This is a genomic window from Glaciimonas sp. CA11.2 (assembly GCF_034314045.1).
In the GTDB taxonomy this organism is placed as follows: domain Bacteria; phylum Pseudomonadota; class Gammaproteobacteria; order Burkholderiales; family Burkholderiaceae_D; genus Glaciimonas.
In genome coordinates this window covers 4,263,240-4,279,664 of record NZ_JAVIWL010000001.1, presented here as the reverse complement: position 1 = coordinate 4,279,664, position 16,425 = coordinate 4,263,240, and the positions used below count along the sequence as shown (strand labels likewise).

18 protein-coding genes are annotated in these 16,425 nt (G+C 45.5%); 12 read left to right on the top strand and 6 right to left on the bottom strand.

What is annotated here, in order from left to right; genetic code table 11:
- The first annotated feature begins 557 nt into the window (after positions 1-557).
- The 8 genes from RGU75_RS18610 to RGU75_RS18575 all read left to right on the top strand — a co-directional run bounded on the left by RGU75_RS18610 (position 558) and on the right by RGU75_RS18575 (position 7,599).
- Positions 558-950, top strand: coding sequence for a phosphonate transporter (locus RGU75_RS18610; RefSeq protein WP_322238510.1), 393 nt, complete (start codon positions 558-560; stop codon positions 948-950).
- Entirely contained in the window at positions 947-2,275 is a 1,329-nt protein-coding gene (locus tag RGU75_RS18605) for a diguanylate cyclase (protein WP_322238508.1), read from the top strand. The genes RGU75_RS18610 and RGU75_RS18605 overlap by 4 nt, the downstream gene beginning before the upstream one ends.
- A gap of 331 nt (positions 2,276-2,606) precedes the next feature.
- Complete coding sequence (locus RGU75_RS18600) at positions 2,607-3,416, top strand: ferredoxin--NADP reductase (protein ID WP_322238506.1); 810 nt, start codon at positions 2,607-2,609, stop codon at positions 3,414-3,416.
- 272 nt (positions 3,417-3,688) lie between these two features.
- On the top strand, positions 3,689-5,188 hold the full coding sequence (locus RGU75_RS18595; protein WP_322238504.1) for a protein adenylyltransferase SelO: 1,500 nt from the start codon (positions 3,689-3,691) through the stop codon (positions 5,186-5,188).
- 110 nt (positions 5,189-5,298) lie between these two features.
- The gene (gene msrB / locus RGU75_RS18590; protein ID WP_322238503.1) at positions 5,299-5,697 is read left to right on the top strand and encodes a peptide-methionine (R)-S-oxide reductase MsrB; all 399 of its coding nucleotides are present in this window, start codon (positions 5,299-5,301) and stop codon (positions 5,695-5,697) included.
- Between the two features lie 105 nt (positions 5,698-5,802).
- Positions 5,803-6,423 carry a septation protein A gene (locus RGU75_RS18585; protein WP_322238501.1) on the top strand — a complete coding sequence of 207 codons (621 nt, stop codon included), beginning with the start codon at positions 5,803-5,805 and terminating at the stop codon, positions 6,421-6,423.
- Positions 6,420-6,698 (top strand): BolA family protein, encoded by a 279-nt coding sequence (locus tag RGU75_RS18580; protein ID WP_322238499.1) that lies wholly within the window; start codon positions 6,420-6,422, stop codon positions 6,696-6,698. The genes RGU75_RS18585 and RGU75_RS18580 overlap by 4 nt, the downstream gene beginning before the upstream one ends.
- Positions 6,699-6,819: 121 nt before the next feature.
- Entirely contained in the window at positions 6,820-7,599 is a 780-nt protein-coding gene (locus RGU75_RS18575; protein ID WP_322238497.1) for a peptidylprolyl isomerase, read from the top strand.
- Between the two features lie 127 nt (positions 7,600-7,726).
- Here the strand turns inward: RGU75_RS18575 and RGU75_RS18570 are convergent, their stop codons facing one another.
- The gene (locus RGU75_RS18570) at positions 7,727-8,404 is read right to left on the bottom strand and encodes a hypothetical protein (protein WP_322238495.1); all 678 of its coding nucleotides are present in this window, start codon (positions 8,402-8,404) and stop codon (positions 7,727-7,729) included.
- Positions 8,405-8,770: 366 nt separating this feature from the next.
- The gene (locus RGU75_RS18565; RefSeq protein WP_322238493.1) at positions 8,771-9,991 is read right to left on the bottom strand and encodes a patatin-like phospholipase family protein; all 1,221 of its coding nucleotides are present in this window, start codon (positions 9,989-9,991) and stop codon (positions 8,771-8,773) included.
- A gap of 321 nt (positions 9,992-10,312) precedes the next feature.
- Between RGU75_RS18565 and RGU75_RS18560 the strand changes: the two genes are divergently transcribed.
- The gene (locus RGU75_RS18560; protein WP_322238491.1) at positions 10,313-10,540 is read left to right on the top strand and encodes an H-NS histone family protein; all 228 of its coding nucleotides are present in this window, start codon (positions 10,313-10,315) and stop codon (positions 10,538-10,540) included.
- Between the two features lie 329 nt (positions 10,541-10,869).
- Entirely contained in the window at positions 10,870-11,568 is a 699-nt protein-coding gene (locus RGU75_RS18555; protein WP_322238489.1) for an HAD family hydrolase, read from the top strand.
- Between the two features lie 90 nt (positions 11,569-11,658).
- Here RGU75_RS18555 and RGU75_RS18550 read toward each other — a convergent pair whose 3' ends face one another.
- Complete coding sequence (locus RGU75_RS18550) at positions 11,659-12,213, bottom strand: hypothetical protein (protein WP_322238487.1); 555 nt, start codon at positions 12,211-12,213, stop codon at positions 11,659-11,661.
- A 105-nt stretch (positions 12,214-12,318) separates the two neighbouring features.
- Here RGU75_RS18550 and RGU75_RS18545 point away from each other — a divergent pair, with 105 nt between their 5' ends.
- Positions 12,319-12,609 carry a putative quinol monooxygenase gene (locus RGU75_RS18545; RefSeq protein ID WP_322238485.1) on the top strand — a complete coding sequence of 97 codons (291 nt, stop codon included), beginning with the start codon at positions 12,319-12,321 and terminating at the stop codon, positions 12,607-12,609.
- A 113-nt stretch (positions 12,610-12,722) separates the two neighbouring features.
- Here RGU75_RS18545 and RGU75_RS18540 read toward each other — a convergent pair whose 3' ends face one another.
- The 3 genes from RGU75_RS18540 to RGU75_RS18530 form a co-directional block, all read right to left on the bottom strand.
- A complete protein-coding gene (locus RGU75_RS18540) occupies positions 12,723-13,367 on the bottom strand; it encodes an SAM-dependent methyltransferase (RefSeq protein WP_322238483.1) in 645 nt (214 codons plus the stop codon).
- 720 nt (positions 13,368-14,087) lie between these two features.
- Positions 14,088-14,945 carry a hypothetical protein gene (locus tag RGU75_RS18535; RefSeq protein ID WP_322238481.1) on the bottom strand — a complete coding sequence of 286 codons (858 nt, stop codon included), beginning with the start codon at positions 14,943-14,945 and terminating at the stop codon, positions 14,088-14,090.
- Positions 14,942-15,589 (bottom strand): DUF6084 family protein, encoded by a 648-nt coding sequence (locus RGU75_RS18530; protein WP_322238479.1) that lies wholly within the window; start codon positions 15,587-15,589, stop codon positions 14,942-14,944. The genes RGU75_RS18535 and RGU75_RS18530 overlap by 4 nt, the downstream gene beginning before the upstream one ends.
- On the opposite strand from RGU75_RS18530, the gene RGU75_RS18525 reads away from it, so the two are divergent.
- Positions 15,588-15,734 (top strand): hypothetical protein, encoded by a 147-nt coding sequence (locus tag RGU75_RS18525; protein WP_322238477.1) that lies wholly within the window; start codon positions 15,588-15,590, stop codon positions 15,732-15,734. The two genes, RGU75_RS18530 and RGU75_RS18525, sit on opposite strands and share 2 nt — an antisense overlap.
- Positions 15,735-16,425 lie beyond the last annotated feature (691 nt).

Sequence of the window (16,425 nt, the reverse complement as noted above, 5' to 3'; positions counted from 1 at the left end):
TCGCTTAATAATAGACATTACATAGCGTGAATATTGCACGATATGTAGTTATATCAATAACGTGTAATTTTAGAAAAACCACGCCATAAAATAAGAAGAAAGTCATGCTGGTGTTTGTGAAATTTTGCGGTACTATAAAGTCTATAAAAACATTGCTTTTATACCCATTAGCAGCAGCGCAACGTACCTCCTTGTCTCTAAAAAGATTAGGTGAAAATAAAGCGCACTAAAAGCGAAGACAAATCCGCTATCCCGCGGCAGCAAATATCAATTAAGTCTTTCAATACCAGCGGTGCCATCAGTTTCTAATACTTCAAACTTTCAGTATTTATTATTTCTACCGCGATAGCAGCGTTTCGCTGATCGTCTAGTTGTCTCATTAGTACATCAAAAAGTCTCGTGAACAAACGCGTGCTGTCCTCTGTAGTTACCCGCCCCGCGATGAATACCTACTATTTTTTTCAACACGCTTGCTCTGAAAACCATTTTTCAATTGTAATTTGAACCAAATATGCGTGGCCGTCGATGTCATATTTGCTTAAAACTCGGGAGATAACATGCTTGAAATAAACAAAGAGCTCTTCGATCAAGAAGGATTGATGTCAATAATTGCTAACGCGTCGACAACAGAGCTCGATGAGATGGATTTTGGGGTGATTGGATTTGACGACGCAGGCCTGGTGCAACGCTACAACCTATTTGAATCGAAATTGGCTGGATTGCGGGCTCAAAACGTGATCGGGTCACATTTATTTACGAATGTTGCTCCGTGCATGAATAACTTCATGGTTGCCCAGCGCTTCGAAGATGCACGCGAATCCTCCACCTCTTTAGATACCATCATTGATTACGTACTCACATTACGCATGCGCCCTATTAAGGTAAAACTAAGACTTTTATCGCGTCCTGACGTGCTGATCCGATTCATTTTAGTTTTACGCGCAACATGAGCGAAGACGGGAGTACGCAAGACATTGCCAGCGAGTACGAGGCATTACTGCAGTTTCTTTACCTCGCACCGGTTGGCCTTGTGCAAACTAACCGCTTGGGCGAGGTTGAGCTGATGAATCCACTCTCAGCCCAGCTATTAATGCCCTTATCGAAAGATGGCGGGCTGTCAAATTTATTTAACGCTTTAGAGTCGGTTGCCCCAGAATTGCGGCGCATGGCAGCAGATTTTACAGCACCACAAGGATCTATTTGTGAGGGTTTCAGAGCCCAATTGACTGCAGGCGTTCGCGGAAAACAAGATCCCAAGATGCTCGGGATAAGCATGATCAAATTGGATGAAAGCCATCTGATGACAGTCCTAACCGATATGACGCAGATCATAGCCCAAGAGCGCCAACTCAAGTACAACACGGCTTGGATTAACGCGATAACGGTGGGCGTCACAGACTATGCATTAATGAGCCTTGATCAGGAAGGGAAAATCCACGAATGGAATCCAAGTATTGGACGCGTCACTAAATTTACTGCCGAAGACGTGGTGGGAAAATCCTTCTCTATGTTCTACAAGGAAGGTAGCATCTCGCCCGAACGGATTACAGACTACTTAAAAGAAGCCGATGAAGACGGCTGGAGTCTGAACGAAGGCTGGCGTGTCAAGGCTGACGGGACAAGCTTCTGGAGCAGCAGTATGATTGTGCCGATTGAAGATACTGCAGTAGATGGTGCAGGAAATATGGTTTTAGCGGATCCTGATGAACTCAGTTATGCTTTAATTTTGCGCGATATAACTGACCGGAATAACGATGCGGCTGGACACTTAAGTGCCCTGTCGAGCGACTATTTAACTGGCATAGCAAATCGACGTACGCTTTTCGAGGCAGCAGAGCTAGAGTTCAAACGTTGGCATCGAAATCCTCGGCCCCTCACTCTTATCATCATCGATGCTGACTATTTCAAGAAAGTCAATGATACGTACGGACATGCAGCTGGTGATCTTATATTGTGTAATCTGGCAAGCACGATGAAGGAAACGATGCGAGACATCGATACGGTAGCACGGATCGGTGGCGAAGAATTCGCAGCGCTTCTCCCATCAACAGATCTTGGCGGGGCATTGCAACTGGCAGAACGCTTACGCAACAAGATCGAAGCTGCACGGGTCATCATCGATGGTGCAGAAATTAAATACACTATTAGCATCGGGATCAGCGCTATGGACCACACAGTCACCGGCTTTGACGAATTGCTTCAGCGTGCCGATACAGCACTCTATGATGCCAAACATTCGGGACGTAACAACGTAAAAATTTGGAGGCAGACATAACGCTCAATTAGAACCAACATTAGTTGCTTTACTCAATTACAAAAGCTCAATCTAGTTTAGTGAACGCTTTTTCCACCTATTGAAAAGATATTTTTATTTTAAAAATTTGGCGATGTGCAACTGATTCGCTGCGGTAGACAACGAATCAGTTGACAATTTGTGCGTGGTAAAAAAACGATGCCTGTTCCTATTTTTTACATTTAATTAGCAACCAACCGTTTATCTGGATGTGCTCCGATGTTAAAAACTATCTCGTTATCCGTGGAACGTCATCACATCACTAATGAAACGTGTATTGTGGGAGATATACTGATAAAACGAGTGCCTGATTATGACAAACGTTATCCCCGACAGCGCTATTACTAGCGGCGAAAAAGATACTCTCGAAACCATTACGAGCGTGCATCACTGGACTGATACTTTACTATCCTTTCGATGCACGCGGCCATCCGCATATCAATTCACACCCGGCCAGTTTGCGCGCTTAGGCCTCAGGACGGAGAGTGGCGAAACGGTGTCCCGCGCCTATTCATTGACCTCAGCGATGACAGAAAATACCCTCGAATTCTATTTGGTGCTAGTACCAAATGGTCCGTTTTCGGCACTTCTGTCAAAGCTACTGCCGGGAGATAAAATACTCGTCGAAAAATCCAGTTATGGGTTTATGACCGCAGATCGTTTTGTCGATGGAGAAGATCTCTGGATGCTGGCAACTGGCACGGGTCTGGGGCCGTTCATCTCGATTTTGCAAGATCCCGTCGTATGGAAAAAGTTTAGACATTTAGTGCTCGTGCACTGCGTACGAAATACGGAGGAACTGGCCTATCAAGCGTTGCTGGAAGGCCTGCCACAACGTACAGAACTTGCAGATGGCGGCGCGAGTCTGACGTTGGTGCGAGCGACAACCCGTGACGCGCAAACGGCGAGTCCGCGCCATCTTCATGGTCGCATCACGACACTACTTGAAAATGGCACGCTCGAGCATGTAACTGGTCACTCAATAACGGTAGAGGCATCGCGCGTGATGATTTGTGGAAATCCAGAAATGATTACAGCTACCCGGGAAATGTTGGTTCAGCGCGGTATGCGCCCCTGCCGCAGAGCAATACCCGGACAATTTGTCACCGAAGATTATTGGTAACAAATTACTCCTATTTCGATTATTTACGCCTCATTTTGACCATGAATATTTAACAAGCTAAAAGACGCTTTAACATCCTGTTCTTGCGCTGATGATGGCTTAACCCTGTCAATTGACTGCTAATAAAAGCCCGGAAATAGTATGCGTTTCGACGATGTAAGAACGTCAGTCGCTTATTACTCCTTTTTTAGATTGACAGTGTTTAGCAACGATATCGGCTATCTCTGTCAAACTACGGGTTGCCACCACATTCCGCTTTCCAAGGAACCCGCATGCATGACGTAGCCGCACCGAATATCGAGCCAACATTCCCGAAACTTTCATTAAGCAATGGATTTGCCGCTTTACCTCCAGAGTTTTATACGCGCCTAATGCCAACGCCAATCGTGGCACCTTATCTGGTCGATGCCAATGATGTCGCCGCAGCGTTAATTGGTATTGATCCGGCTATATTTCCCTCTAAACAATTTATTGATACCTTTTCAGGTAACCAGTTATTGGATGCATCACAGCCACTTTCCGCCGTATATTCAGGGCACCAGTTTGGACAATGGGCGGGCCAATTGGGTGATGGGCGCGCGATATTATTAGGCGACGTCCCATCATATAACGCTACTAGCCGTATTGAGTTGCAACTCAAAGGGGCTGGAGCGACGCCTTATTCGCGTATGGGAGACGGTCGTGCGGTACTGCGCTCATCCATTCGCGAATATCTTTGCTCAGAAGCGATGGCGGCGCTGGGCATTCCAACCTCGCGCGCACTAAGTGTCATCGGATCAGACCAGTTGGTGATGCGAGAAACACCGGAAACCACGGCAGTAGTAACGCGCATGGCACCAAGCTTTGTTCGCTTTGGATCGTTTGAACACTGGTTTTACAACAAACAACATACATCGCTGAAAATCTTGGCCGATTACGTTATCGTACAATTTTATCCAGAACTAGCAGCAAAAGAAAATAGATATCAAGCTTTTTTAGCGGAAGTGACCAAGCGTACCGCCCATTTAATGGCCGAGTGGCAGGCAGTCGGTTTTATGCACGGCGTTATGAATACCGACAATATGTCGATATTAGGACTAACACTTGATTACGGACCATTTGGGTTCATGGAAGCTTACGACCAACGCCATATCTGCAACCATACGGATCAACAAGGCCGCTATGCTTACAATATGCAACCACAAATCGGTCATTGGAACTGCTATGCACTCGGCCAGACATTACTCCCATTGATTGGAAGTGTTGAAGACACCGAAGATGCGTTGAAAGGCTATCAAAACCAATATACTGCTAAGTATGGTGACTTATTGCACGCCAAGCTAGGCCTGCTAACTGTTCAGCCAGAAGACGATAAGTTATTTGATGCAATGTTTGCATTAATGCAAAGTAGCCATACGGACTTCACATTATTTTTCCGCCGTTTAGGTGACTTGCAAATCGCGCATCCAGAAAACGACATGCTATTGCGTGATCTGTTTATCGATAGAGCAGGTTTTGATGCATGGGTGCTTCAATACAGGGCGAGATTGCAGTCAGAAAATAGCCTTGACGCAGTGCGACGTCTTGCAATGCATAAAACGAACCCCAAGTACGTGCTGCGGAATTATTTAGCGCAAGTTGCGATTGAAAAAGCACAGAAAAAAGACTATTCCGAGGTTCGTAAACTACTTAAAATTTTACAGCAGCCATTTGATGAACAGCCTGAATATGCTGACTACGCCGCGTTGCCACCCGACTGGGCCAACGGATTAGAAGTTAGCTGTTCTTCTTAAATGAGTAAGTTAAACATAATTGACTCATCAGTGAGTCGGCAGATGAGTACGGAAATTAAAAAAGCCATCAAAAAAAACTCAAAAACTGTCCATTAAAATAGGAGTCCATCATGAGCAACTCAAAAGTTACTAAAACCGAAGCAGAATGGCGCGCGACACTAGAACCAATGGAATATGAAGTTACAAGAAAAGCCGCCACTGAACGTGCTTTCACGGGAAAATTCTGGGATCACCACGAACATGGCATTTATACCTGTGTATGCTGCAACACACCTTTGTTTGAATCAGACGCGAAATTCGATTCGGGTTGCGGCTGGCCAAGTTATTTCAAAGCGATTAATCCAGAAAATGTCAGCGAACGGATTGACCGCGCTCACGGCATGACCCGCACCGAAATTTTATGTAATGTCTGTGATGCACATTTAGGACATGTTTTCCCTGATGGACCAGCGCCAACTGGCTTAAGATACTGCATTAACTCCGCATCATTACGTTTTGATCCGGCATAATCCGTTAATCTTATTTATATACCCGTGTTTACGCATTGGATATGAATTAGTAAAATAAAGCCTCGCACAATTGCACAATCGCACTAACGAAAGAAAGCCCAGTCCATGAAGTTTCTGTTTGACCTTTTCCCTGTAATACTTTTTTTCGGCATTTTTAAGTGGGGCGAAGGCCATACCGATGCCGCCCAGGCTTTGGTGTCGCAATATCTATCGGGCTTTGTGTCTGGCGGTATTGTCACTGCGACGCAAGCGCCAATCATATTGGCAACGGCGGTGGCTATCATTGCTACTTTGGCTCAGATTGGCTATCTACTCGCGCGCCGTAAAAAGGTCGATGCGATGCTGTGGGTTTCGCTAGTGATTATTAGCGTGTTTGGTGGCGCCACCATTTACTTTCATAACGAAGCATTTATCAAATGGAAACCTACCGTTTTATACTGGTGCTTTGCAGCAGCATTGCTAGGTAGTCAATTGATTATGGGTAAAAATTTAATAAGAACCATGATGGAAAAACAGATGGCGTTACCTGAACCAATCTGGGCCAAAGTAGGTTTCGCCTGGAGCGCGTTCTTTATATTTATGGGCTTGCTGAATTTATACGTAGCCTTTAATTTTCCGATCAATACATGGGTTAACTTCAAGTTATTTGGCGGTATGGGATTAATGTTTGCATTTGTCATTGGACAAAGCCTTTATCTCTCAAAATATATCAAGGAACCTAAATGACTACCCAATTAGATGATATTCGTACAAAATTAATTGCAACTTTCTCTCCGACAGAATGTCTATTGCAGGATGAATCAGCGATGCATGCCGGCCATGCTGGTGCAGCCTCTGGTGGTAGTCATTACCGCCTTCGGCTTATTTCCGAAGTTTTTGAAGGGAAAAATCGGTTAAATCGCCATCGTCTGGTGTATGATTGTTTGGATGACATGATGCAACATAAGATTCATGCTTTGGCGATCACAGCGTTGGCGCCATCGGAGATTAAAGACGCTTAAAAACGCGAAAATAATCATTGCACGATAAAATTTAGTTACACATTTATTGAACACTTCATTATTTCTAGCTATATTCTGTTTTACTCTTCTACAACTCCCCCATTCTATTTAGGATTCGAATATGACTTTTAAACCTGCTCGCTTGTTGGTGGTTCTTTTTGCTGCAGCTGCATTACCTGCTTTGGCCCAAAACGTTGCCGTAGTAAACGGCAAGGCAATTCCATCTTCACGTGCTGACTTAATGGTTACGCAAATGGCGGCACAAGGTGGTCAACCTGATTCTCCGCAGTTGCGCGCAATGGTTAAAGACGAGTTGATCAATCGCGAAGTATTGATTCAGCAAGCTGAAAAACAAGGCCTTGGCAACAATCCAGATGTAAAAGCGCAAGCCGATATCGCCCGTCAGTCAATCCTGATCCGCGCATTGGTATCGGATTACATCAAGAAAAACCCAGTTAGCGATGCTGACATCAAAGCCGAATACGACAAATTTAAAGCAACTGCTGGCGACAAGGAATATCATGCTCGCCACATTTTGGTCGATAATGAAGCAGATGCAAAAGCCATCATCGCTAAGTTAAAAGCTGGCGGAAAGTTTGAAGACCTGGCTAAGCAATCAAAAGATCCAGGCTCAGCAGCTAATGGCGGCGATTTAGGTTGGGCAACACCCGTTTCTTTCGTCAAACCTTTCTCGGATGCGCTAGTTGCTTTGAAACCAGGTCAAGTTACTGATACACCGGTCAAAACCCAATTCGGATATCACGTAATCCAACTGGAAGAGTCACGTCCGGCCAAGATCCCAACATTGGCAGAAGTGAAGCCGCAAATTACTGAAGCGCTGCAACAGAAAAAATTGCAAGCATATCAACAGGAACTTCGCGCAAAAGCGAAAATTCAATAAGTCTTGCTATATTGCTCTGCCTAAAAAAACGCTCCTTGGGGCGTTTTTTTATTGGCGAGCAACTTTAGGCGTTGAAACTACGGTCAAGTATAGGGACGAATCTCGTGCCTTAAAAACCTTGCGTAAATCACTGCGCCATCCGAAAATTAAGCGCAGGTTCATAAGTAATGCGTAAACGAAAGTTACTGTACCAGCTTATTTTTGCATCGTTATCTCTTGGTGGAGTTTGCGCAGAGAACTCGGATCGCGGCCCGGTAAGAACAAATCCAAAATTATTTCGACGCATACTTATCCAATCACGTACCTGATCAGACACCACTACGCTGATGGTTTCGCCTACCGGTAAAAGCATAGAATAATCACACAGCATTTTGGAAGAGAAAATTTCGGTTCCCATACAAAGCCTGTTCGCATAGGATATTGGGGTAGAAGTTTCCATTAATTTTCCATCACTGCGTGAGATCGATTTGGTGGTGTCGAGCCAAAATTCAGCGCTAGCAATAGCATCAAACTGACTAACGTCAAATTTTACGCCTCCTCTGAACACCGAAACACGCACGTCGTCGCAAGCAAAAGGTGGTTTTCCTGCCCTAAAAAAATCATCGTAACCGACCATGACTGTTTCTGCGGGGGCGGAAAAAGTTGTCGAGGGAGTCTTCCCTTCTCCGCTGCAAAAGCCGAACGAGCCACTATTTACCGTTGTACCAGTCGTGGCAATAAGCGGTTGTAAATCAACCGTTTTAAGCGTCACGGGAGCGCATCCCGATAAAAATAATAGTATTAAATTAAATGCAGCGATGTTCATCCACGATATGGACAGTCGGTTCATTTTTCGACACTCCCCTTTGGTTAACATGTTAACCGTGGTCTTGGTTGCACCAAGACTCCCTTTTAATTAGCTACGGCTTACCTGCAATTGCCACGGCAACGCACTTAACGATCTTTCTGCGGTATAGGCCCAAAAACATCCATCACGTAACCAGAGCAACCTTTTATTTGTACTATGGGGATCGCGCAGGTCGACTTCTACATTTTGACGAAAACGTTCAATCAGCATTTCGATCCCACTATAGATCTGACCTATTCCCTTACAATAGTAAATAATTGTGAAAAATACTAGTCAAAAATATAACTTAATGAACTAAAAAAACACCCACCCCAGTGTGTTGCCTTACTTCTTTTGAACTAAGATTGAAAAGAGAAGCTGTTCCTCCTGTGACATTGAGGGCACTGGACGGGCATAAGGCGTGGTTATCTCATCCCACGGATGGCTACTTTGGGCGCGTTCGAATCCAAATTTTTCGATACGCGTCATCCATTCCTGATTAAATAAATCAGCCGCACCAGGTTCGTTTGCAAGTTCTGACGGGATCGACGTGTACCGCATCTCAAGTCGTAAGCCGGGTAATTCGGCGTTCACAGCACGCACCATATCTTTCATTCCGGCAAGGTATTGGAGTTGATGGGTCCAAAACATCAACAGGTTGCTACGACGGACGATGGACCGACGACTGGATGGATCTATTGATACCGGGCGCGGATATGTCCACATATTTATAACTATCCAAATACGCACAGTAACCGGTTGCATTACGCCAGAAGTAACTAGACTCGCAGCTAGTTTTCGGTAACCATCAAAATCCAAAACCTGCAGTACGTTAGATACAATACCGCCATCTGCATGCAGGTGATCATCCAAGATTAACGGAGGGAAAATACCAGGAATAGCGGTCGTAGCCAGTAGTATCTGTTGCACCCGACGTTGCCCCTCTATTGGTGCCGCCAATTCTCGGCCGATGTCCCAAAGATGGCCAATTCCCAGATCAAAATCTGTCGTACCGATGATCAATTGCCTACCTTCAGAAAAGCGAGCCTGCAATCGCGCACTCATACGTCCGCTCATCTCGCGCTCAATCATCTGTCGATATAGCTCGGTCTTGACTAATCCCCCGGTTCGTCTTAGCCAAAATAGCCAGTCAAACGTCGGAGCGAAATCGGTAGTGGCGTTGCGGTACAAGGCGGCAGCCTGGGATAGTGCTTCTGCCGTACCCAACAACGCAAACGGTGCCTGTAACCCACCAGTGCTAATTCCTGTCACCAAATCGAAGTCAGGCATAGAGCCATTGCTACGACTTTGCCATCCACGTAGAAAACCGATGCCGTAGGCACCGTGCTGACCGCCACCTGAAAGCAACAATAAGTCTAATGTATTGTCTCCTCGAGCAACACTGCGATGCACTAAGCCATCAACGATTGCGTCTATTTTGGCCTCGTATTGAGCACGCGCGACATCATCTTGCTCTTTACGTTGTAAAAAAGCCAAGGCGGGTCTGACATCAGGAGCAAACGGCAGTCCTACAGCAGCCAATAAACTAAGTAAAAATCGTATCATATAGAAAACCTTGTTAATAGCATCGTAACGACAGATAAATAAAGCGATCGTGTATTTTTAGAGGGAGTCGCCGGAGAGGGGCGAAAGGAATTTAAGGTTTAATTTTAAGATTATTTCACTCGCCTTTTTGATGCCACTGCCACGCCGTTCTATCTAACAAAAAAGACAAGCCTCCATCTAAAGATTGAATTTAATTACTTGAAGCAGACATATTCGATATTTCACGACAGAAATTTTACTCGGTTATTTGATCTAGCCTCTCGCTCAACCGCGTGGTTAATGTATACTTCGCCACTGAACAGCAGAAAGAAAGCCATAGAAATGTCTACATACAGAGAACTTCAAGAACAAATCGAACAGTTGCGCCTGCAAGCAGAAGAAGTCCGTCAGGTCGAACTCGCAGATGTCATTATGGAAATCAAAACCAAAATGCAGGAATATGGCATTACCGGGTCTGATTTGGGCCTGATGGGCAAAAAACGTGTAATGAAACCGTCACCGGCATCGATGGAACCAGAAGTACCGGCATCCGAAAATGCTGAAATGTAAATAGGCTAAGGTTGAAAGGTTCCCCAAGCTGTTAATTGTGATATTCGCTTTCGTAGTAAGAATACATACGTTTGGCAGCTGAACGACCTGAAGACATTGCCCATTCCCAAAACCACGTCATCGCACGTGGTTTTTTTGACTGTATAAAAAACTGCATTTTATATCTACGCATTTGCCCTCTTCCCGTGCTTCTATCAATCTGACAATACCAACTTCCTCCCCACGCGTTATTCACGTCACGCTCCCGTCATATTGTTTAGGTAGGGTTCGGACGGAATCATAGTAGTTATAAAAGCCGTATCGCCACCTTTTCATTTTATGGGTAACGTATGTACAACAATGACAAGCGACTCATTATTCTAGACGCGGATGGCACCACGATCGATGCGTTTAGCGCAATCGATAAGACCTTTGCACACCACAATATGGCAATTGGTGATGAAGAGAGTTTTCAGAAGCGACGCCATATTTTTAAATATCTGGGCGGGTTGAAAGATTTTCCATCGAATATAAAAAAACAGATCGGCAAACAAAGTCGGAAACAAATAATTCAAACGTTGACAGAAGTATATCGGGAGGAGGCGCAACTTTATCCCCATATTGCAGAGCTGATTCGAACACTGATCGCTGCGCCCGACGTAATAGTCGGACTAGTTACCCGTAACATCACCAACGAGCCAGAAGAAACGCTGCGACAACTTTTCCGCCGCCACGACGTTGATCTCGACGCGCTTGATTTTTTTATTCATATTCCGGTTCGCGAGGAAAAGAGGGTCGAATTTCGTGCTGCCAGAGAGCGTTTTAATATTAATCCGGCGCGTAGCTATATTTGCGGTGATGAAGAGAAGGATTTCTTGGCCGCGATCGATTCCGGGATGCATCCGTTTATGGTTTCGTACGGATTCGAAAGCTATAAGCGGCTTACCAAAAAATTTAAAGTGCCTGAAGAAATCATCTCACAGACATCAGCAGAGTTAAGCGAAAGGGTCCTACACGGACTGGGCTTGAATAACGTTTTGCAATGTTGATAGTCCTGGCCATACCAAAACCGAACGTCCGCTATTTTTGAGTGCCAAGGCAAGCATCAAAGCAAACTTTTTTAGTTGATTACTGTGGCATCAGCTTATCTGCAAAGATTTGCTGACCATAACATCGTCCTGAAAGGCAGTCGCTACGACGTCAGCGCCAAAGAAATTTTTATTCAGCGCTAACATCTCGACTATCCGTTGATGTCCCGCCGCATCATCAGGCATGCGCAAGATAACAGTCATATATCTGGACTGACTTTTAGTATGTTGGGTATGAGGAGATGATGCTGCAACATTGGACGAAAGTGTCACTTTCGGATGGATGGTAATGGCAGTCTTTTTATCATCAAACGATGCTTCGACTGAAGTACTCAACTGTAATTCTTTAGTCAATTCGCCTTCTAAAACAATCACTGTAGTATGTGGTTCCGGCCACCTTTTTGCACCACCAACAACCTCGGGAAGACCGCCGGTTACTTCAAATTCTGTTGCAGAAATCTGCTCATAGTGGAACGGTTCCCAACCTGGAACGTTCATTTTACGTTTTGCTACGCTCTCCATCGCTTTAGCTGGCCCACGTCCATTGGCAAGCATGCCAACCGGGAGGATGTCTTCCGCGCTTACAGCGGTTACATTATCACTCATATCAGACTTTCTCTATCTTGAAGAATTTGCTATTTTTACCAACACTCGTGCGCGTAAAACTATCCTGCTGTATCGTTCGATTCTCACCTTAAAAAAAGGAAAAAAATGTCTCAAATCGCCGTCGTATCGATCAATACCGCCAAACCTGGGCAAGAAAAAAAAATGGAAGCGGCAATGCGTGCATTAATAGCACCAAGTCAACGCGATCCAGGTTTTATTCAATATGACCTCCATCGCGACTTAGACGACCCGCGCACTTTCGTGTTCTTTGAAAGGTGGGAAAGCCGTGAACTGCTTCACCAACATTTTAAGGCTCCACACGTTATTGCATGGATTGCGCAAGCCGGTGAGTTGGTAGAGAGCAGCACACTGCGGATTATGGAGAATCTAGGTTAATTACGAAAACGCACTCAGCATAGGAATATTTCTCACTCTCTTCGCACCATCCGCCACAGGAGGGTGTGACTTGCACCGGTGTATGCGCGTCAAAGTACACAGCCGACACCTGTTTACCGGTATTTACTTTTCTTCCCTGTCTTTATATCAATAGCAAAACGCACACCATTCTCCGTGAATTGAGTTTCATCTGGCGGCTCATCCCCCGCCAAGACACCGGATACGTTGAGCAAGCCTTCACCTTTTCGGATAAGCTCATCTGAGCGTTCATAGACATTCGGACAATCGGTTTCGGCCATCAAAGCCTTAACAATCGGCACCTTCCAGGCTTCCACGCCAGCGGCCTGAAATTCGCATATGAGGTAGCCGTTTCGACCGCCATACCAATCCACCAATAGTCCCGGTAATCCATCTTTTTCTGCCAATATCAGTCGCACCACATCGGTTGCAGCGCTATTTTTTGCACCCCTGGCGAGACTGCGCGTCGCAACAGCTGCTTTGATACGACGCTTCATAAATGCATGATCGACGGATTCGTTCTGATCGAAAGTCCAGACTCGCGCGCGAATTTCCGATTTCGGGCTATGTGCTGCGCGCGCCAAAAACTTGCCTGAAGACGAGTGTACCAGCGCTGTAGCGCCAAATTGCATATTTTCGCCAGGCTTTCCATCGATGCGCTCAATGGCAGAGGCATAAATCCAAGGCTGACGAACTAGCAGGCTTTTTTCCTTGCCTTGCTTTATGGTAATGACGAGCATAATACCCATTCCCAGATGTAATATATAAGATGAAATTGAACATTAACGGTTGCTTGCCGAAGTTTCGGTCCGGCTATCGGGTCAAGTCCATAAACCGCATGACAGCATTAAGCGAATAAAAATGACTTCAACATGCATTCTAAGGCCAAAATTAACGTTCCCATTTTCCGGGGAATGTTAATTAAATAGTCTCCATTAATGACAAAGGCGACGTTCAAAGGCCTTACACCTGACCTTCATTTCACGAACAGAAAATAAAGAAACTTGTTTTAGCGCCTTATTAAAGAAATCAAGCATAGCGGGAAAATAACTATCCTAAAATCCACTGTAGGAAACGGCCTCTCCAAAAACAAAAAAGCCCTGAATAATCAGGGTTCATGTTCGATAGTGACAAAAGCAGTCCACTTCAAACTATCAAATGGGTCACATTACTAGTTTTCAACTCTGCTTTTTTAAGTCAATAGCAATTAATTAGATTAATTTCATTTCCGCATTTGCGCCAATTCACCTGACGAAGGACAATCCTAGCGAGACGCTTGCCTTAAAGTTGAGAGCATGATTTTACACGTTTTTCAACCACCGGCGATAAGGATGCAGCGTATCTCCTTGCTTCCTGCGAGGTAATAAGTTCAATTTCGTCCGCCGCAAAGAGGAATCAATAGCCAGGCATACGCGCCAATCCCAAATCGTGCCTAGGATCAGCGAAAAGGTCACCCAGCTTTACGGTGCGATTTGCGGATAATCGTAGAGGATAATCGGCGAGGCCAGTATGGTATCAAATGTCCCTTCCTCACCAACTAGTACTGGCCAGACACCAATATTTTCACACTCTGCTACATTCACCGCGAGATCCGCAGGAGGATCAATAGAAGATACGAACCGACCATCCGATACCCGAAGAATCAGGTGACACGAGACTAACGCTCGCAGCGTTGCTGCATCGCGGCTAATACCACGCACATCCGGCAACGGTGTCCAATTGGCGATTCTGGCGGTGATTCGGAAAACGTTATCGATCACTCGCTCGGCACGTATTCCTACTTCGCCGTTTATGCATCGGCGGTTACGTGCCAATAAACCTGCCACTTTACCTTGCGCATTACCTAACGGTTCCAATTCGCGATGCCCTGCTAATTCAAAGGGGGTTTTCCACTCCTTATATTCAGATTCACCCACCTCATCCAGGCAGAGTGGTTCGGTATTAATCTGGCGCTCAACCGCTTCCTGCCAGCTATAAAAATGCTGCCCGTCGATCGTCAGAACATCAACCGCACAATATGGCGGCTCGTCCTGTGGCCACTCCACCAATGGCGGCTTCAATTCTCCCGTCTCGCGCGCGGTTAAATGCAAGAACCCTGACGTGACCGTCAGTACCGTGTCGGGACCACCCTGCACAAGGCACTGAGTCTGAATCATCCATGGATCGGCACCATCATGAGCCATACAGTAATTGTGTGGATAAACGCCCCCGAAGGCCCAGCGCTGCCGGTTTTTCACCGAGGAGGCGCGGTAGGGATAAAGCATATAACCTTCATAAAGCACGGCGCTTACAACGCTATGAATAAACGAGGCATTCATGGCACATTCTCTTCAACGATATCCAATAGACTATCCAGCGCCTGCTCCCATGTCGATAGTCCATGCTGCCTCTTATATCGATAAAGCCGATCAAACTGATCGCGATCCAGACACAACCATGTGCCGTTGGGATAATAGCGATCCATCATCTCCTGCCACACCGAATCGGGCAGCAAAAATGTTGCCTCCTTGGTCCAGGCAATCCGGCTGATCTGGAGCCGATCATTTTCATCGCGATAAAAACCCGTACCGCTAAACTGGAACAAAAGTGGCACCTCACCATCTTCAAGCGCATAAAAGAATTTCACTGCGGCCACATTGAAATCATAGCTACATGGAACCGGCAAGTCCGCAATACAACTCCCTTCGAAACCAGGTATGAGCAAAGTGTTATGCGTCCACAGGAGTGGATGTGGCCCCTGTTTGAAACGCAGGGGATCGCCAAATAATTCTCGCAACCGTTCTTGCTCCCCCGGCCGGTAGCGCCGCCGTGGCGATTCGATCTGAATGTGGCACTGTAGGATGACATTCGCGACTCTCACGCTCGAAATAGCCGTGTTGATGCACAGTCTGAAATTAAGCAGCGGAGTGGCCGCAGAACGGACCGTCTCCGCGCCTTCCACCTGGAACGATAGTTCAGGCATGGAAACTCCTTTTCGATACGCGGACACCCGCCTGAAGGTCAGAAAAGAATTCACCGATAGCAACCTAAGCCTCAGTGCCTCCGATCAAGCCCTGCCAACGCCATGGGATGATGCCTGTCAAAGCTTGGCATTGGTCAATCGGTAACCGATAATATTAGTGTGCGCCCTGCGCACGATTGAATAACAGCGCCACCACATCCGGTTCCAGCACAAAAATTGCTTTATCAATCTTGCTTCCGACCTCTGCCGAGGAAATACTCTTCCAATACCATCTTCCCGAAAATCGGAGCCTTGCTACCCCCTCGACCAAGCCCGTCAATTCAATTTTGATGCCCTATATTTCAACCTTTGAACAAAGTTGATGCCGAAATAATTATCAAGAATTCTATATTGGTTAAATATATAAAATTTTTTTCACTCATTCAAGAAATACTTAGGCTTCACAACACAAGAGTCGCCTTAGTTTGGAGGTTTTCTTCACTGTATAGTTACTCTCTGGAATCTATCTATTAATATATTTATCAACCTTTTTTCTAGAGGCTTTTAGCACGGCTTGAGATCATAATTACTAGTAATAATTTAACGCTTGTATATCTTTCAAACCCCATTCTTCACAGACCACCGTGAAAAATACCCATCAAAACTCGGACCAATAAATCAAATTGCAACGAATTTAAAAAGGATCGTCACTTCCCTATATTGATGCACAAGAAGTATCCATAACAATACGTATAAAAGTCGCATTACGTATTTACGCTGAATTTCAACTCTTCGCTGGAGCGGCTTTCGGTTAAGTATTTTTGCGCATTCGTTTTGTTTCAATTTCTCCCCTATTC